Below are 19,814 nucleotides of genomic sequence, written 5' to 3'. Positions count from 1 at the left end.
CCTTTTATTCGGGGGAGGGTTAAATGAATCAAGATAAATCATACTTAGAACGAGCGATTGAATATCATGCGGAAAAAATAAAACTGTATGAAAGTGTAAATAGTAACTTTTTATATGGCATTCTTCAATATCAGGAATTATATAAGGATTTATTTACAGAGAAGGAATATGTCACGATTCTTCATTTTTGTTTTAATCAAACATCGAGTGTGAAATCCTTCTTTTCCCTCTTAGAGGAACAGTTAATTGAGCATGGTGCAATTAGGATGAGAAGAAAACAAGAAGAAAAAGTAAAGCAGCAGGAAGAAAAGGACAAGGTTATGGCACTAAAGTTCAGAGAGCTGGAAGCGGCCAAGAAAAAAGAAGGGGCAGTAGTGCCTACACAGTCCACTCAGCCTGCTCCTAAGCAAGTAGAGGAAGTAACTGAGAATAAGTGGGCAAAACGCTTTTTAGACCTTGAATCTAAATTAAAGGAACAGAAGGCTGCAAAGTCCACTGTTACTGAACAAAAACCAAACAATGTTGTAAGAAAAGAGTATAAAGAAAAAAAGGCAGAACAAATTGTAGTTCAAAAGCCTAAATATGATGAAAAGAAAATGCAGTACGTTGAGGCGGTTGTGAAGTCTCTTTATAATAAGGGTACTTATTCGTTACCTAAAATAGCTAAGATGTCAGGTGTAGAGATAGAGACCGTTAAGCGGATTTTGAATAAGTGAGAGGAGTGAGTATATGGAACGGATCGGAAAGCTACTTGGTGATATGGGGAACATGGAAATACTTGAACAATATACATGCCCTAAATGTAATCGTGAAGTAAAAACAGTCCGTATGAAAATCATTGGTGGTGAAAGAAAAGGTGAATGGGACATCTTAAAAAACGAATGTGATTGCCGCCTAGCATCAGAAACCATTGAAGCCTCTAAACAAGCTAAAATTAGTTTCTTTGAAAGGTTTTCCATTTTAAATGATGACTTAAAAAATGCCGAGTTTTCGAACTTTAAATCAGATTATGAAAGTCTCGACCAAGCTGTTGAGCGAATTTACGACTATTTAGAAAACTTCACGAAAAAAGAATCACTATATATTTATGGAGATAAAGGTCGTGGAAAGAGTCACTTGGCTGTGTCCTCCTATAAACTAATAAAAAATACAGGTTATACAGCACTTTTCTTTGATGTACCAAAACTATTAAATGTGATTAGGAGTATTATCCGAAAAGACGTTGACTTCTCTGAGAATGATTTATTTTCTGCTATTGAACAGGTTGATTTATTAATTCTAGATGACATCGGTGCAGAAAGAAAAACAGATTGGGTAGAGGAAGTAATGTTTTTATTAATCAATCAGCGCCAAGGAAAAAGTACAATCTATACTTCCAATTTAGATTTACATGAACTTGAGGAGCGTTATGGTGGTCGAATCGCTGATCGAATCAAAAATAAAATGGATGAGTCACATATTATAAATATAACAACACCACATAGCTATCGTTCAAAAAATCTTTCAATGAATCAATAATATGACGTACAGGTGAGATCAAATTGATTTCACCTTATTTTATTGTAGCTGTTGTATGACCTGGTAATAAAACTTCATCAAAATTGTTTCTATTTATCTCTTCTAAATTTGTCCTACTCCCCATATACATATGAACAGGGTACTGGCAAAAGGAGGGACAAACTTGATTCAAATTTCTTTTCAAGATGGGTTAGAGGCAAAGCGATTATATGAGTTATTAAACAAAGCCAAGCTAGCTCTTTCAATAAATTACATAAACATTACATATGATTTAGAACAAAATAATACATTGTTTATCTCCATTCAGGCAAAGAAAGAAATAGCTCTAAGGACATTGATTATTCCAGTCTTAACCCAATATATTATTGAGTGTGTGGAAGATTCACAGTTATTATCGATTATTGAAAGTGATTTTTATTTCACAGATGTAGAAGAGCAACATCAAATACTTCAAATTGCACATGGGCTACTTGGTGGACAATATGATGATATGCCACAGCTTGAAGAACTGAAAGCAAGAGAAGAGGTTGTAGCAGAGGCTCTTCAAGAATTTATGAGAACAACCATCTCATTTTCATTTGAATCCTTTATCAAATTTAGACTACACAACTACACAGAGAAGTTGCTAAAAATTGCTGAGATGGCAATAGATGAATATAAGCTCGAGCAAGAATATCAAAACTTTATTCAAAATTTAAGGGACTACACGTTTGATCGGTCAGCAAAAATTGATTGCTTACACATTTATCATGATGAACATTTTTATTTTTACAATGACTCTTTTACAGAGTTAAAATACTCTGAGATTACAAGGCATATTGACCGTAAATTAATTGTAAGTCACCCAATGTATATTGATTCAACGGTGATTGCACCATTAGTGTCGATTTCGCCTCAATCAATCATTATCTATACGAATGAGGTAGATCATGGAATGGTACAAACCATTCAGAATATCTTTTTAGAGCGAGTTCAAATTTATTCGAGAAATTACTTTGAACAAGCCAAATTACAGAAAAAAATCTAACATCCGCATTTCACTCTTGCTTTCTTTGGATAGAAGCAATATAATACTTAGCATATTACTTATTCAAGAATCAAATAGAGTGAACAGTAGTGATAAGGACAAGAGTGATTGCGATACGGTTCAAAGAGAGGGAAGGCTAGGCTGAGAACTTCCTAACACGATTCAATGACTTACCACCTTTAAACTTCAGTAGTGAACAAAGAGCGACTCTTTTAGTAATTACTGACGGGAAAACCCGTTATCGTTTTCTTGAGCCTTGTAAGAAGCTTAGCTACTTACATGGGAACAAGGGTGGAACCACGAACTTATAAATAATAGCTCGTCCCTTTTTTAGGGGCGAGTTTTTTATTTTGTCTAAAAAAATGATTAAAGGAGTGAATGTCATGTCAGAAGTAGTAAAAATTACATTTCCAGACGGTGCAGTAAAGGAGTTTCCTAAAGGCACGACAACTGAAGATATTGCCGGCTCAATTAGTCCTGGCTTAAAAAAGAAATCAATCGCTGGCTTATTCAACGGACAGCAAATAGACCTTCGTACTGAAATTCTTGAAGATGGAGAAATTGCTATCATCACTCAAGACAGTGCTGAAAGCTTAGAAATCATGCGTCATAGTACTGCGCATTTAATGGCACAAGCAATTAAACGTTTATATAAAGATGTTAAATTAGGTGTTGGCCCAGTTATTGAGAATGGATTCTATTATGATATTGATATGGAGGAATCATTAACTCCAGAGGATTTAAAAGCGATTGAAAAAGAAATGAAAAAAATCACAAATGAAAATCTTGATATTGTTCGTAAAGAAGTAAGTCGCGAAGAAGCTATGACTCGTTTTAGTGAGATTGGTGACAATCTAAAATTGGAACTAATTGAAGCTATTCCAGCGGGTGAGAAAGTTACTATATATGAACAAGGCGAGTTCTTTGATTTATGTCGTGGGATACACGTTCCTTCTACTGGCAAAATTAAAGAATTTAAGCTATTAAGCATTGCAGGTGCTTACTGGCGCGGGGATAGCAAAAACAAAATGCTACAACGTATTTACGGTACTGCTTTTTTCAAGAAAGCAGAGCTCGATGAGCATTTACGCCTGTTAGAGGAAGCGAAAGAGCGTGACCACCGTAAATTAGGAAAAGAATTAAATTTATTCACAAACTCGCTAAAAGTTGGTCAAGGCTTACCACTTTGGTTACCAAAAGGTGCAACAATTCGTCGTGTGATTGAACGCTATATTGTAGATAAAGAAGAAAGATTAGGCTATAGCCATGTGTATACTCCGGTATTAGGTAGTGTTGATCTCTACAAGACGTCTGGACACTGGGATCATTATCAAGATGGCATGTTCCCGAAAATGGAAATGGAAAATGAAGAATTTGTCTTAAGACCAATGAATTGTCCACATCACATGATGGTCTATAAAAACGAAATCCACAGCTACCGTAAGCTACCAATTCGTATTGCGGAGCTTGGCTTAATGCACCGTTACGAAATGAGTGGAGCATTATCAGGTCTTCAACGTGTTCGAGGAATGACATTAAATGATGCTCATATCTTTGTGCGTCCTGATCAAATTAAGGATGAATTCATCCGTGTAGTGAATTTAGTTCAAGAGGTATATAAAGATTTCGGCTTAAAAGATTATAGCTTCCGTCTATCCTATCGTGATCCAGAGGATAAGGAAAAGTATTTCGATGATGATGCAATGTGGGAAAAGGCGCAAGGTATGTTAAAAGATGCGATGGATGATCTTGGTCTTGACTATTATGAGGCTGAAGGAGAAGCTGCTTTCTATGGTCCTAAGCTTGATGTACAGGTTCGTACAGCATTAGGAAAGGACGAAACTCTTTCAACTGTTCAATTAGACTTCTTGCTTCCAGAACGATTTGATTTAACTTATGTAGGTGAGGATGGGAAACAGCATCGACCTGTTGTTATCCACCGTGGAGTGGTTTCAACAATGGAACGATTCGTTGCTTTCTTAATTGAAGAGTATAAGGGGGCATTCCCAACTTGGCTTTCACCAATACAAGTTCAAGTGATTCCAGTCTCACCTGGAGCTCACTTAGACTATGCTAAGAAGGTTCAAGAAGACTTACAAGCACAAGGCTTCCGTGTCGAGCTTGATGAGCGTGATGAGAAGATTGGCTATAAGATAAGAGAAGCACAAATGCAAAAGATTCCTTACATGCTTGTTGTAGGTGATAATGAAGTACAGGAACATGCAGTAAATGTCCGTAAATATGGTGAACAAAAATCAGAAACAGTAAGCTTTGATGCCTTTGTTCAAGGACTAAAACAAGAAGTAAATCGTTAGGCAGTTTTTTGAGTTTGTTGCATATTATAGCAGCCTTAATACACGTAGACTCCTGCGGGATACGTGGCTAAAGTGAGACGTGAGCAGGAGCGAAAGCGACGAGGAGGCTCACCAGTCACCCCGCAGGACGCGGAGTGTATACAGGATTAGGCTTTAAAAATAGTAACATATACGAAAAACAATCATTCGATAAAAAAACCTTGATATAACATAAATACTCTGTTACAATAATTTTTGTGCTAAAAAAAGCGATTGACTTGACGTGCAACACGTATGCATGGTATAGTAACTGAGGAAACTGAATACTTGTTTGGTAATAAGCAGAAGCACCCGCTTCTCACCTGAATGACACATGTTTATGTAGTTGACAGGTTTACGAGATATCTTTTAATTATTTAATTGAAATCGTAAGTGTGGGTGTAGTATGCATCCACACTTTTTTATGTGTAAACCTGGAAATTAGGTTCAATATGAAAATCATTGGTTGAAGAAGCCGTGTTCGGCATATCAAATAAGGATTCGGCAAATTACCTTGGAGGTGGCTAATTATTAGCAAAGACATGATGGTTAATGAGGGCATTCGTGCACGTGAAGTTCGTTTGATTGATCAAAATGGTGAACAGCTTGGTATCAAAACTAAGCAAGAAGCACTTGAAATTGCTGCAAGAGTAAACCTTGATTTAGTGGTTGTAGCAGCAAATGCGAAACCCCCTGTATGCAAAATTATGGATCATGGGAAATTCCGCTTTGAACAACAAAAGAAGGAAAAAGAAGCCCGCAAAAACCAAAAGATTATTAATGTTAAAGAAGTTCGTTTAAGTCCTACAATTGATGAGCATGACTTTAACACGAAATTGCGTAACGCGATTAAATTCCTTGAAAAAGGCGATAAAGTAAAAGCATCAATTCGTTTTAAAGGCCGTGCCATTACACATAAAGAAATTGGTCAACGAGTATTAGACCGTTTCTCAGCAGCTTGTGCTGAGGTGAGTACAGTTGAATCTGCACCGAAAATGGACGGACGTAGTATGTTCTTAATGTTAGCACCGAAAAACGAAAAGTAATGAATTGAGGAGGAACACCCAATGCCAAAAATGAAAACACATCGTGGCGCTGCAAAGCGTTTTAAGAAGACTGGATCAGGTAAGCTGAAGCGTTCACACGCTTACACTAGCCACTTATTCGCTAATAAGTCTCAAAAGCAAAAGCGTAAGCTACGTAAATCTACTGTAGTGAGCAAAGGCGACTTCAAACGTATTCGTCACTTATTAGACAACATCAAATAAATCGCATAACTTTGAAAGATAGATCTAGGAGGGAAACACAATGCCAAGAGTAAAAGGCGGTACAGTAACACGCAAACGTCGTAAAAAGGTATTAAAATTAGCAAAAGGTTATTATGGTTCAAAACATACTTTATATAAAGTAGCAAACCAACAAGTAATGAAATCATTAATGTATGCTTATCGCGATCGTCGTCAAAAGAAGCGCGACTTCCGTAAGCTTTGGATTACTCGTATCAACGCAGCTGCACGTATGAACGGTCTTTCTTATAGCCGTTTAATGCACGGATTAAAAGTTGCTGGTATCGAAGTAAACCGCAAAATGCTTGCTGAATTAGCAGTTAGCGATGAAAAAGCTTTCGCTGAATTAGCAACAGTTGCAAAAAACAACCTTAAGTAATTTTTAAGGATAGTAGAAAAGATCATTCTCTAGTAGTATTAGAGGATGATCTTTTTTTGTTGGAGGGAAACTATGAATAATTGGGTAATAGTTATCATTTATGCAATCATTAACTTTTATGGATATACCGTTATGTATAGTGATAAGCAAAAAGCAAAAAAGAATGAATGGAGAATCAGTGAGCGTCAGATCTGGGTCACAGCCATATTAGGTGGGGCACTTGGATTAACAATCGGTATGTTCCGTTTCCGTCATAAAACAAAGCATCTTTCGTTTAGAGTGCTTTTGCCATTATTATCGATTGTAACGGCCTTGATTTATCTTTATATACTAGTCATGTATGTCTAAAGTAGTCATAAAACCAAGAGAAGTTGTATATCTTTAAGTAGCATCACAAGTTCTGATTTTCACCTAATTCAGATTGTCATGAATCCTCAAGGGAGAAGAGGTGACCTAGCTTGGATGATACAATGACATTGTTATTTGTATTTGTCGAATCAACCGGTATGCTTGCACCAGCAGCCTTTATTTTATTACATCTTATCAGACCGTTTTTATTAATTCCTGTTCAAGTTGTTTGTGTAGTCGGGGGGATATTATTTGGAGCATTATTTGGCACGCTATATTCACTAATAGGGTTGTCCTGCTTAAGTGTTGCTTTTTACGTTTTATTTAAGAAGATGCCATCAACTTTCAAGAAGGTTAACCGCTTAAAGGAGAAATGGCTTGGGGATAAGGTGAATTTTACAATTGGGCAAATTGCCATTTTGCGGTTAATTCCTTTTATTAACTTTCATCTTCTATCACTCTGCCTAATAGAGGTAACAAGAAACTTTAGACAATATACTAAGAGTTCAATTGTAACCAATATCCCAGTTGCCCTATTCTATACAGTGTTCGGGCAATTTATCCGAGAGTTTTCGGCAACGATGATCGCCGTCATTCTTCTTTCTCTAACTCTATTGTTTTATCTCTTAAGGGAAAAGCAAGTGATTATTAAATGGAACGAGTTTTTCGCTCCTAAGGTAGAGAAGAAATTTGGCGAATAAAAAAAGATAGAAAAAACAGCGATAGAACTCAACTATCGCTGTTTTTTCATGAGGAATTCTTTAATTGGACTCTTCCAATCAATTTTTGCATTTGGATAGGCTGCTTTTATTTTTCTCTCAACAACGTTGAAATCATCATACGTCAGTCCTTTTAATTCGGCTGTGTTCTTCGTCCATACAAAAATGGATATTACATCAAAAGCTCGATCTGTTGTTCCTAAATATTTCTCGCCCTCAAATAATACTCCTTTATAAGTCAGTTGAAAATTCTTTCTGACGTTCTTTTGATCATCTAAGAAGTAAAATTTTTTTTGCTCATGAGCAAGCTCTAGTTTTCGTTTTGGGCTCAAAATATATTTAATAATGCTAAATATAATAAAGAAGATTGCTGCAAATAATAATAATCTTAATAGTATCACAATCATTCTATATTCCTCCTGCGCAGTATGATTCCTTTTATTTACGAACAAGAAGTGAAAAGGTTTCATTTTTATGATAATTATTTGTTATAATTTTATCTATTGATTCGAACAGGAGCTGATGGAATGGATTTAAGACAACTTTTTACTATGCAAACTAAGCTGGACCAACATATTGTTAATCAGCATCATTTAGAAGATGAGGATTTATTTGATCGAAAAATATTGGCTTTGCTGGTTGAGTTAGGTGAATTAGCGAATGAAACGAGAGCATTTAAATTTTGGAGTTTAAAGCCTCCTGCTAGTCGTGAGACAATATTAGAGGAATTTGTAGATGGTGTACATTTTATCTTATCACTTGGTATAGATTTAGGGTTTGAATCCGAAGTGCTTGATTTTCTAGAGGAAAAGAAGGGGAATACAGTTGAGCAGTTTTTAGTGCTGTATCAACAAATCACAGCCTTTCAATCAAGTAAATCCATAGAGGATTATAAGAAATTAATTCAAGATTATTTCACATTGGCTGTGATTCTTGGATTTTCAGAAGAGCAAATCGTTCAAGCTTATATATCAAAGAATGAAGTGAATTTTGAGAGACAAGAACAAGGTTATTAAATTTCGCTTTTTAAAGAATCTTTTGTATAATTAAGTGGAATGAATGACATATACCGTACATATTAGGAGTTGAATACATGGCAAAGCTAGATGAAACATTGACAATGCTTAAAGATTTAACTGATGCAAAGGGTGTCTCTGGGAATGAAAGAGAACCTCGTGAGGTAATGAAGAAGTACATCACTCCATTTGCTGATGAAGTAACAACAGACGGTCTTGGCAGTTTAGTAGCAAAAAAAGTAGGAAGAGAAGATGGTCCGAAAATCATGGTAGCTGGGCATTTAGATGAAATCGGCTTTATGATTACTAACATTGATGATAAAGGTTTCTTGAAATTTCAAACAATCGGTGGCTGGTGGTCTCAGGTCATGCTTGCTCAACGAGTGACGATTGTAACAAGTAAAGGTGAAGTAACAGGTATCATCGGTTCAAAGCCGCCACATATCTTATCACCAGAAGCACGAAAAAAACCAGTTGAAATCAAAGATATGTTCATTGATATCGGTGCTTCAAGTCGAGAAGAAGCAATGGAATTTGGTGTTCGTCCTGGAGACCAAGCCGTTCCATACTTTGAATTTACAGTGATGAATAATGAAAAAATGCTTATGGCAAAAGCATGGGACAACCGTATCGGCTGTGCGATCGCTATCGATGTATTAAAACAGCTAAAAGGCGAAGAACACCCAAATACTGTCTATAGTGTAGGCACAATTCAAGAAGAAATTGGATTAAGAGGGGCTAAAACTTCAGCGCAATTAATCAATCCAGATCTAAGCTTCGCAGTAGATGTAGGGATTGCTGGTGATACTCCAGGCGTTACTGAAAAGGAAGCCTTAAGTAAAATGGGGAAAGGTCCTCAAATTATTCTATACGATGCGTCAATGGTTTCGCATAAAGGACTTCGTGATTATGTAACAAATGTAGCAGATGAGCTTGATATACCGTACCAATTTGATTATGTTCCCGGTGGTGGAACAGATGCTGGTGCGATTCATGTAACATTTAAAGGAGTACCATCTTTAGCGATTACGATTGCTACACGTTATATTCACTCACATGCAGCGATTCTACATCGTGATGATTATGAAAATGCAGTAAAACTAATTGTAGCTGTTATTAAACGTCTTGATCGTAAAACAGTTGATCAGATCACGTTTGAATAAAGGGCAAACAAAAAGAGGCAGATTCGTCTGCCTCTTTCATTATTTCTTTAATCCTTGCTCTAACGTAGCTAGCATCTCTTGTTTTTCTTCTTGAGAAGCATTTTGCCAGATTACTTCAAATAATACGCCTAGACCTGGAAGCATTTTTTCTTCTCCGCTTTGGATCGCGTCAACAATCGTATCTTGTAATTCTCCTTGTGAATTCCCAGAAACATTTGAAATAACTGCATGACGTAAATTTAAATCCATCATTAACACCCTTCCTATGTAACTTTTCATATGTAGCTTTTACATATTCAGATTTTATTATGTATTTATTTTGGGATATAATGAAAGAAAATGTTAGTATAGCTTGTACTATACCGTCATAGATATATAAAGAAGGAGTTTAACTCATTGAAAAGAATAGAATCAATTAAGAATCCACTTGTGAAGCAATGGAAAAAGCTTCAAACAAAAAAAGAACGCGATCGTTCAAAATCATTTTTGATCGAAGGATTTCATTTAGTAGAGGAAGCTTTAGGATATCAAAATATTATTTCTGAACTCATAATAAGTGAACATGCTGAGATTCCATCTCGTTGGCAGTTAGATGATGTCATGGTTAGGATTGTAACAGATGAAATCATGAAGGAAATCTCTGAGACTGAGACAACACAAGGTATTGTAGCCGTCTGTAAACAACGAGATGTTCAAGACTTTCAGTTAGACAAACATGCTTCAAAATTACTATTAATAGATGCGGTACAGGATCCAGGGAATCTTGGGACATTAATTCGTACGGCTGAAGCAGCAGGCATAGATGCTGTCATTATTGGTGATGGAACGGTTGATGTCTATAATTCTAAAGTAATACGTTCTACACAAGGAGCGATTTTTCATCTCCCGATTATAAAAGGGAATTTACAGCAATGGATAGATAAATTGAAGGAAGAATCAATACCAGTGTATGGTACGGCACTACTTCATGCAGTTCCATATCAAGAGGTATCATCATCTCAAGTGGCCTTTGGACTAATCGTTGGGAATGAAGGGAATGGTGTGAACAAGGAACTGCTGAAAGAAACCACACAGAATCTCTATATCCCAATCTACGGAAAAAGTGAATCGCTGAATGTAGCGATAGCTGCAGCAATTCTACTTTATCATTTAAGATAAATCTTATCGAAAGTGTGAGAATAGATGATTGAAAAGTATGCTGGCTTTAAAGTCATTGGTGAACCATTTCAATTGTTTTCCTTATCACATATAGTCATGCTACTATTGCTGGTTTCCACGGTAGTAGCCTTCTATTTATTGAGGAATAGCATCTCAGGCAGTGGTAGACGAATCATACGCTACTTCTTAGCTGGTCTACTGTTAGTTAGTGAATTAACATTATACATATGGTATTCCTATACAGGTGTATGGAATCCGGTCGATTCTCTCCCATTTCAACTTTGTTCAATCTCCTTAATGCTAAGTATTGTTATGCTATTTACGAGAAATTTCTTATTGTTTGAAGTGACCCTATTCTTAGGTGTAGGAGGAGCATTGCAAGCAATGATTACCCCTGAACTTGCATATGACTTTCCTCATTATCGATATTTTCATTTTTTCTTAGCTCATATTGCGATCATCCTCGCAAGCCTATATATGATTTGGTTTGAGGGATATCGACCTACAATGAAATCGGTATGGAAGGCGTTTGGGGCTTTAAATGTACTCGCCGTCTTTGTGTTTATCGTGAATAAGTGGACCGGTGGAAATTATATGTTCCTATCTAGAAAGCCAACGAACCCAAGCTTGATTGATTTACTAGGCCCATATCCTTGGTATCTCCTATCACTTGAAGTGGCTGCTCTTGGGATCTTTTGCTTAATTTACTTGCCATTTGCTTTTGTCGAGGAAAAAAAACGTGCTAGAGCTTAAATGGGTTTGCATCAATGTTCCTCTTATATTATAATAATATCTATTATTTACATATGAAAAAACGATGATAGAGAAGAGTAGCTAATGGTTTCCATTCAGGGAGAAAATGCCTAAGACTGCAAGCATTTTTATGGTAAAAACATGAGTGAATTTCACCTCTTGAGTTGGCACTTGGACCGCTCTATTAGAGCGTAAAGGTGTACCGGTTTAACCGTTATCAAAATGAAGTGAACAGTCATTTCTTGTATGTTTAATCATACATTAATGTGACGGTTAACAAGGGTGGTACCGCGATGATATCCTCGTCCCTTTTTGGGGGCGGGGTTTTTGTGTTTTCCAAAAGTTTTTAGCGGATATGTAAGGAATCACATAATGAGTAATTAAGGAGGATGTAAGATGGAGGATCGTTTAAAAGAGCTTCAAGGAGAAGCACTTGCAAAGATTGAGGAAGCAACGGATTTAAAACAACTAAATGACATTCGTGTTGCTTATTTAGGGAAAAAAGGCCCGATAACAGAGGTTCTTCGTGGAATGGGTAAGTTATCAGCGGAGGAACGCCCAAAAATGGGAGCGCTAGTTAATGTCGTAAGAGAAAAAATTACTGAAGTGTTAACAGAAAAGCAGGAGAAATTAGAAGCAGCTGCAGTAGAACAGCAATTAGCTTCTGAAACAATTGATGTAACTTTACCAGGTCGTCCTGTAAAGGTTGGAAATCATCATCCCTTAACAGCAGTTATTGAAGAGATTGAAGATTTATTTTTAGGAATGGGTTATTCAATTGCAGAAGGATTCGAAGTAGAAGAAGATCATTATAACTTTGAAGCGTTGAATCTTCCGAAAGGACATCCAGCTCGTGATATGCAGGATTCGTTCTATATAACTGAAGAAACCTTATTGCGTACGCATACATCACCAGTTCAAGCAAGAACAATGGAACAACATAAAGGGAAAGGTCCAGTAAAAATCATTTGTCCAGGTAAAGTATACCGTCGTGATAATGATGATGCGACACACTCACATCAATTTATGCAAATTGAAGGTTTAGTCGTTGATGAGAATATCAGAATGAGTGATTTGAAGGGGACTTTAGAGGTATTCGCGAAGAAAATGTTTGGTGAAGACCGACAAATTCGTTTGCGCCCTAGCTTCTTCCCATTTACTGAGCCATCTGTTGAAATGGATATCTCATGCTTTATCTGTGGAGGAAAAGGCTGTAATGTCTGTAAGAAAACGGGTTGGATTGAAATTCTAGGTGCTGGAATGGTTCACCCAAATGTTCTTGAGATGGCAGGATTTGATTCAAAGAAATATACGGGATTTGCTTTCGGAATGGGAGCAGAGCGTATTGCGATGCTGAAGTATGGAATTGATGATATTCGTCATTTCTATACAAATGACATTCGATTCGTACAACAATTTAAACGAGCGTAATAAGGAGGGTGATTTTACATGTTTGTATCATATAAATGGCTTAGTGAATATGTCGATTTGACAGGAGTATCAGCGAGCGAGCTGGCTGATTTAATTACAAAGAGTGGAATTGAAGTTGAAGGTGTTGAAGTCTTAGGCGAGGGCATCAAAAATGTGGTCGTTGGTCATGTCCTTGAACGTGAACAACATCCTGATGCGGATAAGCTGAACAAGTGTTTAGTAGACGTTGGTGACGAAGAGCCTGTGCAAATTATTTGTGGCGCAGCAAATGTTGATAAAGGTCAAAAGGTTGTTGTTGCAAAGGTAGGCGCGGTGTTACCTGGCAATTTCAAAATCAAAAAAGCAAAGCTTCGTGGTGAAGAATCCCACGGTATGATTTGTTCCCTTCAAGAACTTGGTATTGAATCTAAGCTTGTATCAAAGGAATATTCAGAAGGAATCTTTGTATTTCCAACAGATGTAGAGCCTGGAGCAGATGCACTAGTGCAATTAAATCTTGACGATGAAGTATTAGAGCTCAGCATTACACCGAACAGAGCAGATGCGTTAAGTATGCTTGGTGTGGCATATGAAGTTGGCGCAATTTTGGGAAGGGAAGTGAAGCTTCCAACAATTGAATTATCTACAGTGGCTGAGAAAGCTTCAGACTATATTTCAGTATCAGTTGAAGCAAGTGAAGATAATCCATTATATGTGGCTCGTGTCGTGAAAAATGTAAAAGTTGCGCCATCACCATTATGGCTACAAAATCGTTTAATGGCAGCAGGCATCCGTCCACATAATAATGTTGTTGATATTACAAACTTCATTTTACTTGAGTATGGTCAACCATTACATGCGTTTGACTATGATCGACTAGGATCAAAGGAAATTCTCGTTCGCCGTGCAAAAGCGGGTGAAAAAATCACAACTTTAGATGATACAGAAAGAACATTAACTCCAGATCATCTAGTAATCACGAATGGCACAGAGCCAGTAGCTCTTGCTGGGGTAATGGGTGGAGCAAACTCTGAAGTTCAATCAGATACAACGACAGTATTAATCGAATCAGCTTACTTCACAGGCGGAACGATTCGTACGGCTTCAAAAGATCATGGATTACGAAGTGAAGCAAGCTCACGTTATGAAAAAGGAATTGATCCGAATAGAACGCGTGAAGCAGCTGATCGTGCAGCTGAGCTAATGGTTCGTTATGCAGGTGGAGAAGTTCTTGACGGTGTAGTTGAGGTTGATACACTAGCAATGGAACCGGCAAAAGTAACAATTACATTAGAACGTATTAATAAGGTGTTAGGTACAAGTATTTCAGCGGATGAAGTGTCAGCTATTTTCTCAAAACTTCAATTTGAATCAGTAGTAGACAATGAAACATTTACTGTTACAGTTCCTACAAGACGTGGAGATATCACGATAGAAGAGGACTTAATTGAAGAAGTTGCACGTTTATATGGCTATGATAACCTACCAACAACTTTACCAGTTGGGCAAACTTTCCCTGGGAAATTATCTGACTATCAAGCTAAGCGACGATCTATTCGTCGTTACCTAGAAGGTACTGGTTCTTATCAAGCTGTAACGTATTCACTTACAAGCAGTAGTAAAGTGAACCAATATGCTCTTGAAACAGCTGAGCCAATTAAGCTGTCTATGCCAATGAGTGAAGAGCGTAGTGTTCTACGATTAAGTATTATTCCACACCTATTAGAGGTACTATCACACAATATTGCTCGTAAAGTAGATCATATTTCAGTCTATGAAATTGGTTCTGTATTCGTTTCAAACGGAGAGAATAAGCTTCCAACTGAAAAAGAGCATCTTGCAGGAGCAGCTACTGGTCTATGGCAATCAAATCTATGGCAGGGTGAGAAGAAAGCAGTTGATTTCTATGTGATCAAGGGTGTGCTTGATGGAGTCTTTGATTTATTAGGATTACAAAAGCGAATTTCTTATAAGCAAGCTAAGATTGAGGGAATGCACCCAGGTCGTACAGCTCACGTATTATTAGATGGGACTGAGATCGGTTTCGTTGGTCAAGTGCATCCAACCGTTCAAAAAGAGCTAGATTTAAATGAAACGTATGTATATGAACTATCATTAGAACAATTGCTTGGTGCAAAGGTTGAAGATGTCACTTATTCAAGTATTCCACGTTTCCCATCAATGACGCGTGATATTGCATTAGTAGTTGATAAAACGATTGCTGCTGGTGAAATTAAACAAGCCATTGTTGAAGCTGGTGGCAAGCTACTTAAGGATGTATCAATCTTTGATCTATATGAAGGTGAACGTATGGAAGAAGGGAAGAAATCTGTTGCCTATTCATTACGTTACGAAGATCCAGAACGTACATTAACAGATGAAGAAGTAACAAAAGCACATGGGAAAGTATTAGCCGTTGTCGAAGAAAAATTCGGAGCGAGCTTACGTTCATAATTAAAATCAAGCTGCCTATTGTTTAGGCAGCTTTTGATTATGCTATTTTCTCAAAGTTTGTTGTGGTTTAGATGTTAATTAATTGAAAGTGAAGTTTCTAGCAGACTGAATACACGGAGACTCCCGTGGGATGCGTGGGCCCCCACAGGACGCGGATATTTAAAGCAACAATTTATACTAAAATGCTTTTTATCATTTCATGAGTTTTTTTGCTTTTTCTGTATTGGCAAAGTGAAGTTTTGTAAATTCCCCTAATGCTTCAACCCCGAGCTTTTTAATTAATTTAGCAGCTGCCACATCAACCTGTGCACCCGCCCCTTTTGGTAATGTCATCCCAGCTTTATTACTAAGCTTTTCAAACTGTTTTACAAACGCGTAACGAGCGATAATTGATGATGCCGCAACAGATAAGTGTACGCCCTCAGCCTTTGTACTGAAATAGACATTTTCCTTGATGACTCTCTTTTGATCTTGAAGATGTCTGAAGTAAACACCAGGCTCTGCGAATTGGTCAATTAGAATGCCATCTGGCTGTGTTGGAGCTATTTTATCAAATAAATGATTGATGGCTTGATTGTGTAATAGTGCTTTGATTTTCCCTTGTGTCATTCCACTGCTTTGAAGTTGATTATACTTAGGGTTATGTAGAATGAGTAAGCTGTATGGGATGACCTCAATAATGTCTTTTGCAATTTCACATATTTGTGTATCATTCAAATTCTTAGAGTCCTTTACCCCTAATTCCTTTAACAAAGGAATCTTATCTTTGGATACATATGAGGCAACAACGGTCATTGGTCCGAAATAATCACCTGTACCCACTTCATCTGATCCGATGATGGAGAGTTCGGCGATATCCTTTGGAGGGGCATAACCATGCTGAGCTTTAGGTTTTGCAGTTGATTTTACACCTGAGGCCGCAGGATTAGTACTTTCAGAAGCTCCCCATTTACTTGCTTCTACTTGGGCGGCACCTCCTTGGAAAAGTACTTTTCCTGATTTATAAGCAGTAATTGTACAGGAGGGTAATTTTGCAACAAAGATACTGCCAGGGGGGAGTTTATCAACTTTATACTGAGAATAATGTGTTTCCAGTTTCTTCATTACACTAGAGTCCACTTTAAGTACGCTATTTGACAATCATAACAACTCCTAAAGGTTAAAATAAAAGGATGTTTTCTTATATATGTTGTATTTAAAGCCGCAGCCTGAATACACTCCGCGTCCTGTGGGGATTCACGCATCCCACGGAAGTCTTGCGTGTATTCAGACTGCTAGAAACTACTTTGTAATCTTAAATCAACAAACCTTGAGAAAACAACCAAATAAAAAATCTTACTTTCTATCATAACTAATGTCTAGATATCTTTCCATAATACGATGGTTCATGTTATCATTATGGATAGATTTTAAAATTAGGTATCATAGAATTAATTTTATCATGTAACCATTAAAATAAAAGTTTAATGAATCTGTTAATGACTGAATTTCTTTTAACAGATGAATGGAGGCAAAAGCGTTGTCACAACAACCATCAAAAACTAGAACAACCGTTGATATATATGGACAACAATATTCAATTGTCGGCACCGAGAGTACAAGTCATATTCGTCTAGTGGCTTCAATGGTCGATGACAAAATGCGTGACATTGGTGCAAAAAATCCATATTTAGATATAAATAAGCTAGCTGTTCTAACGGCTGTTAATGTCGTTCACGAATATTTAAAATTAAAAGAAGACTATGAGCTGGTTGAAAAAGAGCTAAAATATTATTTAGAAAAAGAAAAGGATTGGACGAACAATGCTTAATATATTATTAATAATCATCCTTGTGATGGGTTTTTTAGTTGGACTTAAGAGGGGGTTCATACTTCAAATTGTTCACCTGACTGGGTTTATTGTTGCATTTATCGTAGCTTATATGTATGTGGATGATTTAGCACCAAAATTAACACTATGGATCCCATATCCAGAATTATCAGGTGTGCCACCACTTGAATTTTTAATGGAAATCACTGATATGGAAGCTGCTTATTATCGAGCAATCGCTTTTGCTATTCTATTCTTTGCGACAAAGATAATCATGCAAATATTCGGTTCAATGCTAGATTTCTTAGCACAATTGCCACTTCTAAAACAGATTAATGGTTGGGCCGGTGGTGTATTAGGGTTTGTTGAGGTGTATCTTGTGATTTTTGTTTTGCTATATATTGGTGCATTAATGCCAATAGAAGCAGTTCAAACATCCATTAGTGATTCATCTATGGCAAAAGCAATAGTGCAGCATACTCCTATCTTCTCAGGGAAAATAAAAGATTTATGGTTTGCCCATTTAGCACAATAAAGCTGTCCGACGCAAAAGTGCCTCGCATCAATTCACCTCTAGAGATGAACATGGTGTAAGGTCACTTAATGGACAGCTTTTTTCTCGTTTGTACAAAATGAAAAAAATCTGTATCATTTTAACTAGTGAATCGTAGGTAGTAAAGGAAGTGTTTTTAATGGAGATTAATAAAAAAGATGTGATTAAGCTTTTAGAGACAATTGCGATATATATGGAACTTAAAGGGGACAACCCTTTTAAAATATCAGCCTTTCGAAAGGCTGCAGCTGCATTAGAAAATGATGATCGAAGTCTTAGTGCTATTGATGATTTTACGAAATTATCTGGAATTGGAAAAGGGACTGCTTCTGTGATTGAGGAGTACATAAACACTGAAACCTCAACTGTGCTTGAGGAGCTTAAACAAGAAGTGCCAGAAGGGTTAATTCCGCTGCTCAAGCTCCAAGGTCTTGGTGGAAAGAAGATCGCGAAGCTATATAAAGAGCTTGAAGTAGTTGATCTTGAATCCTTAAAGAAGGCATGTGTTGAAAACAAAGTACAGCATCTAGCAGGGTTTGGAAAGAAGACAGAAGAGAAAATCTTAGCTGCGATTGAAGAGGTTGGAAACAGACCAGAGCGGTTACCAATTGCCATGATGCTAGATTTAGCGCTAGTGATTGAACAGGCAGTAGAGAAAATGGAGGGTATCATGCAATTTTCACGAGCTGGAAGTCTTCGAAGAATGCGTGAAACGATTAAGGATTTAGATTTTATTATAAGCACAAATGAGCCTTTAAAGGTGAGAGATCAGTTGCTAGCCCTTCCACAAGTGAAGAATATTATTGCTAGTGGTGAAACGAAGGTGTCTTTGGAACTAGAATACCTATATGATGTCTCAGTAGACTTCAGACTAGTGAAGCCTCATGAGTTTATCACAACCCTTCATCATTTCACAGGAAGCAAGGACCATAATGTGAGAATGAGACAGCTCGCCAAAGAACGTGGTGAAAAAATCAGTGAATATGGTGTTGAGAACTTAGAAACCAATGAAATTTATACGTTTGAAACGGAAGAGGAATTTTATCAGTATTTCAACCTACCATTTATTCCACCAGAGCTTAGAGAAGATGGGACAGAAGTGGAATTATTCTCTACTGAAAGTGGTCTTATCGAGCTATCAGATATAAGAGGCGATCTTCATATGCACTCAACCTGGAGTGATGGTGCTTTTTCAATTGAAGAAATGGTCGAGCAATGTCGCCAAAAAGGCTATAAATTTATGGCGATCACTGACCATTCTCAATATTTACGAGTGGCAAATGGTCTGACACCTGAAAGATTGCTACAACAAAAGAAAGAAATCGCTCGATTAAATGAGAAATATGATGATATTACAATTCTATCAGGAGTAGAAATGGACATCCTTCCTGATGGTACATTGGATTATGATGATGAGGTCATCGCAGAAATGGATATTGTTATTGCATCGATTCATTCAAGCTTCTCTCATTCACGCGAGAAAATCATGAGTCGACTAAAGACAGCGTTAGAGAATTTGCACGTTGATATCATTGCGCATCCAACAGGGAGAATCATTGGTAGACGAGACGGTTATGACGTTGATATTGATTTATTAATCTCACTTGCTAAGGAAACAAATACAGCTCTTGAATTAAATGCAAATCCGCACCGATTAGACTTGTCAGCTGAATATATTAGAAAAGCAGCAGATGCGGGTGTAAAGATTGTAATAAATACAGATGCACATAATATAGAGATGTTAGACCATATGAAATATGGCATCTCAACAGCAAAAAAAGGCTGGGTTAAAAAGGAACAAGTTATGAATACATGGGAAACGGAAGACTTAATTGCGTATTTAAATCGTAAGTAAAAGCCCTCATAAATAAGAAAGTTACAGAAAGG

Annotated in this window: 21 protein-coding genes and 3 other annotated features; of the genes, 18 read left to right on the top strand and 3 right to left on the bottom strand. The window is 37.0% G+C overall.

Annotation, left to right across the window (positions count from 1 at the left end):
• The first annotated feature begins 23 nt into the window (after window positions 1-23).
• From F7888_RS08070 to F7888_RS08030, 9 genes are all read left to right on the top strand, one after another.
• Window positions 24-716, top strand: coding sequence for a helix-turn-helix domain-containing protein (locus tag F7888_RS08070; protein WP_191778666.1), 693 nt, complete (start codon window positions 24-26; stop codon window positions 714-716).
• Between the two features lie 13 nt (window positions 717-729).
• Window positions 730-1,518 (top strand): ATP-binding protein, encoded by a 789-nt coding sequence (locus F7888_RS08065; protein ID WP_191778665.1) that lies wholly within the window; start codon window positions 730-732, stop codon window positions 1,516-1,518.
• 163 nt (window positions 1,519-1,681) lie between these two features.
• Window positions 1,682-2,545, top strand: coding sequence for a putative sporulation protein YtxC (ytxC, locus tag F7888_RS08060; RefSeq protein ID WP_191778664.1), 864 nt, complete (start codon window positions 1,682-1,684; stop codon window positions 2,543-2,545).
• 80 nt (window positions 2,546-2,625) lie between these two features.
• Window positions 2,626-2,875, top strand: a binding site (T-box leader).
• A 53-nt stretch (window positions 2,876-2,928) separates the two neighbouring features.
• Window positions 2,929-4,860, top strand: a complete 1,932-nt coding sequence (thrS, locus tag F7888_RS08055; protein ID WP_191778663.1) for a threonine--tRNA ligase — start codon at window positions 2,929-2,931, stop codon at window positions 4,858-4,860.
• 312 nt (window positions 4,861-5,172) lie between these two features.
• Window positions 5,173-5,308 (top strand) — a sequence feature (ribosomal protein L20 leader region).
• Window positions 5,309-5,405: 97 nt separating this feature from the next.
• A complete protein-coding gene (gene infC / locus F7888_RS08050) occupies window positions 5,406-5,924 on the top strand; it encodes a translation initiation factor IF-3 (protein WP_078545182.1) in 519 nt (172 codons plus the stop codon).
• Between the two features lie 21 nt (window positions 5,925-5,945).
• Window positions 5,946-6,146 carry a 50S ribosomal protein L35 gene (rpmI, locus tag F7888_RS08045; protein WP_191778662.1) on the top strand — a complete coding sequence of 67 codons (201 nt, stop codon included), beginning with the start codon at window positions 5,946-5,948 and terminating at the stop codon, window positions 6,144-6,146.
• 40 nt (window positions 6,147-6,186) lie between these two features.
• A complete protein-coding gene (gene rplT / locus F7888_RS08040) occupies window positions 6,187-6,543 on the top strand; it encodes a 50S ribosomal protein L20 (protein WP_191778661.1) in 357 nt (118 codons plus the stop codon).
• Between the two features lie 72 nt (window positions 6,544-6,615).
• Complete coding sequence (locus F7888_RS08035; RefSeq protein WP_191778660.1) at window positions 6,616-6,891, top strand: DUF1294 domain-containing protein; 276 nt, start codon at window positions 6,616-6,618, stop codon at window positions 6,889-6,891.
• 110 nt (window positions 6,892-7,001) lie between these two features.
• Entirely contained in the window at window positions 7,002-7,592 is a 591-nt protein-coding gene (locus tag F7888_RS08030) for a TVP38/TMEM64 family protein (protein WP_191778659.1), read from the top strand.
• Between the two features lie 32 nt (window positions 7,593-7,624).
• Here F7888_RS08030 and F7888_RS08025 read toward each other — a convergent pair whose 3' ends face one another.
• Complete coding sequence (locus F7888_RS08025) at window positions 7,625-8,017, bottom strand: sigma-w pathway protein ysdB (protein ID WP_191778658.1); 393 nt, start codon at window positions 8,015-8,017, stop codon at window positions 7,625-7,627.
• A 120-nt stretch (window positions 8,018-8,137) separates the two neighbouring features.
• On the opposite strand from F7888_RS08025, the gene F7888_RS08020 reads away from it, so the two are divergent.
• Entirely contained in the window at window positions 8,138-8,626 is a 489-nt protein-coding gene (locus tag F7888_RS08020; RefSeq protein ID WP_191778657.1) for a dUTP diphosphatase, read from the top strand.
• A gap of 77 nt (window positions 8,627-8,703) precedes the next feature.
• Complete coding sequence (locus F7888_RS08015) at window positions 8,704-9,789, top strand: M42 family metallopeptidase (RefSeq protein ID WP_191778656.1); 1,086 nt, start codon at window positions 8,704-8,706, stop codon at window positions 9,787-9,789.
• Window positions 9,790-9,828: 39 nt separating this feature from the next.
• Here F7888_RS08015 and sspI read toward each other — a convergent pair whose 3' ends face one another.
• The gene (gene sspI / locus F7888_RS08010) at window positions 9,829-10,038 is read right to left on the bottom strand and encodes a small acid-soluble spore protein SspI (protein ID WP_191778860.1); all 210 of its coding nucleotides are present in this window, start codon (window positions 10,036-10,038) and stop codon (window positions 9,829-9,831) included.
• A gap of 147 nt (window positions 10,039-10,185) precedes the next feature.
• Here sspI and F7888_RS08005 point away from each other — a divergent pair, with 147 nt between their 5' ends.
• The 4 genes from F7888_RS08005 to pheT all read left to right on the top strand — a co-directional run bounded on the left by F7888_RS08005 (window position 10,186) and on the right by pheT (window position 15,564).
• Window positions 10,186-10,947 carry a TrmH family RNA methyltransferase gene (locus tag F7888_RS08005; RefSeq protein ID WP_191778655.1) on the top strand — a complete coding sequence of 254 codons (762 nt, stop codon included), beginning with the start codon at window positions 10,186-10,188 and terminating at the stop codon, window positions 10,945-10,947.
• A 24-nt stretch (window positions 10,948-10,971) separates the two neighbouring features.
• Window positions 10,972-11,700: a YwaF family protein gene (locus tag F7888_RS08000; protein ID WP_191778654.1), complete on the top strand. Its 729-nt coding sequence runs from the start codon at window positions 10,972-10,974 to the stop codon at window positions 11,698-11,700.
• A 55-nt stretch (window positions 11,701-11,755) separates the two neighbouring features.
• Window positions 11,756-12,013: a binding site (T-box leader), on the top strand.
• Window positions 12,014-12,096: 83 nt separating this feature from the next.
• Complete coding sequence (gene pheS / locus F7888_RS07995) at window positions 12,097-13,131, top strand: phenylalanine--tRNA ligase subunit alpha (protein WP_191778653.1); 1,035 nt, start codon at window positions 12,097-12,099, stop codon at window positions 13,129-13,131.
• A gap of 18 nt (window positions 13,132-13,149) precedes the next feature.
• Window positions 13,150-15,564, top strand: a complete 2,415-nt coding sequence (pheT, locus tag F7888_RS07990; protein ID WP_191778652.1) for a phenylalanine--tRNA ligase subunit beta — start codon at window positions 13,150-13,152, stop codon at window positions 15,562-15,564.
• Between the two features lie 192 nt (window positions 15,565-15,756).
• Here pheT and rnhC read toward each other — a convergent pair whose 3' ends face one another.
• Window positions 15,757-16,704, bottom strand: a complete 948-nt coding sequence (gene rnhC, locus F7888_RS07985; RefSeq protein ID WP_191778651.1) for a ribonuclease HIII — start codon at window positions 16,702-16,704, stop codon at window positions 15,757-15,759.
• Window positions 16,705-17,068: 364 nt separating this feature from the next.
• Between rnhC and zapA the strand changes: the two genes are divergently transcribed.
• From zapA to polX, 3 genes are all read left to right on the top strand, one after another.
• The gene (zapA, locus tag F7888_RS07980; protein WP_191778650.1) at window positions 17,069-17,374 is read left to right on the top strand and encodes a cell division protein ZapA; all 306 of its coding nucleotides are present in this window, start codon (window positions 17,069-17,071) and stop codon (window positions 17,372-17,374) included.
• On the top strand, window positions 17,367-17,909 hold the full coding sequence (locus tag F7888_RS07975) for a CvpA family protein (RefSeq protein ID WP_191778649.1): 543 nt from the start codon (window positions 17,367-17,369) through the stop codon (window positions 17,907-17,909). Before zapA ends, F7888_RS07975 begins: the two co-directional genes overlap by 8 nt.
• A gap of 157 nt (window positions 17,910-18,066) precedes the next feature.
• Window positions 18,067-19,782, top strand: a complete 1,716-nt coding sequence (gene polX, locus F7888_RS07970; protein WP_191778648.1) for a DNA polymerase/3'-5' exonuclease PolX — start codon at window positions 18,067-18,069, stop codon at window positions 19,780-19,782.
• Window positions 19,783-19,814: the final 32 nt, after the last annotated feature.

Source organism: Litchfieldia stipae (assembly GCF_014837155.1).
GTDB lineage: Bacteria > Bacillota > Bacilli > Bacillales > Bacillaceae_L > Litchfieldia.
The sequence above is the reverse complement of the archived record's forward strand: the minus strand, read 5'-3'. Positions and strand labels throughout refer to the sequence as shown.

Bases quoted from the DNA above. Each gene is read 5' to 3' on its own strand.
- F7888_RS08070 (WP_191778666.1), top strand. From the start codon at position 24: ATGAATCAAGATAAATCATACTTAGAACGAGCGATTGAATATCATGCG.
- F7888_RS08065 (WP_191778665.1), top strand. From the start codon at position 730: ATGGAACGGATCGGAAAGCTACTTGGTGATATGGGGAACATGGAAATA.
- thrS (WP_191778663.1), top strand. From the start codon at position 2,929: ATGTCAGAAGTAGTAAAAATTACATTTCCAGACGGTGCAGTAAAGGAG.
- rpmI (WP_191778662.1), top strand. From the start codon at position 5,946: ATGCCAAAAATGAAAACACATCGTGGCGCTGCAAAGCGTTTTAAGAAG.
- rplT (WP_191778661.1), top strand. From the start codon at position 6,187: ATGCCAAGAGTAAAAGGCGGTACAGTAACACGCAAACGTCGTAAAAAG.
- F7888_RS08035 (WP_191778660.1), top strand. From the start codon at position 6,616: ATGAATAATTGGGTAATAGTTATCATTTATGCAATCATTAACTTTTAT.
- F7888_RS08025 (WP_191778658.1), bottom strand. From the start codon at position 8,017: ATGATTGTGATACTATTAAGATTATTATTATTTGCAGCAATCTTCTTT.
- F7888_RS08020 (WP_191778657.1), top strand. From the start codon at position 8,138: ATGGATTTAAGACAACTTTTTACTATGCAAACTAAGCTGGACCAACAT.
- F7888_RS08015 (WP_191778656.1), top strand. From the start codon at position 8,704: ATGGCAAAGCTAGATGAAACATTGACAATGCTTAAAGATTTAACTGAT.
- sspI (WP_191778860.1), bottom strand. From the start codon at position 10,038: ATGGATTTAAATTTACGTCATGCAGTTATTTCAAATGTTTCTGGGAAT.
- F7888_RS08000 (WP_191778654.1), top strand. From the start codon at position 10,972: ATGATTGAAAAGTATGCTGGCTTTAAAGTCATTGGTGAACCATTTCAA.
- pheS (WP_191778653.1), top strand. From the start codon at position 12,097: ATGGAGGATCGTTTAAAAGAGCTTCAAGGAGAAGCACTTGCAAAGATT.
- pheT (WP_191778652.1), top strand. From the start codon at position 13,150: ATGTTTGTATCATATAAATGGCTTAGTGAATATGTCGATTTGACAGGA.
- zapA (WP_191778650.1), top strand. From the start codon at position 17,069: ATGGAGGCAAAAGCGTTGTCACAACAACCATCAAAAACTAGAACAACC.
- F7888_RS07975 (WP_191778649.1), top strand. From the start codon at position 17,367: ATGCTTAATATATTATTAATAATCATCCTTGTGATGGGTTTTTTAGTT.
- polX (WP_191778648.1), top strand. From the start codon at position 18,067: ATGGAGATTAATAAAAAAGATGTGATTAAGCTTTTAGAGACAATTGCG.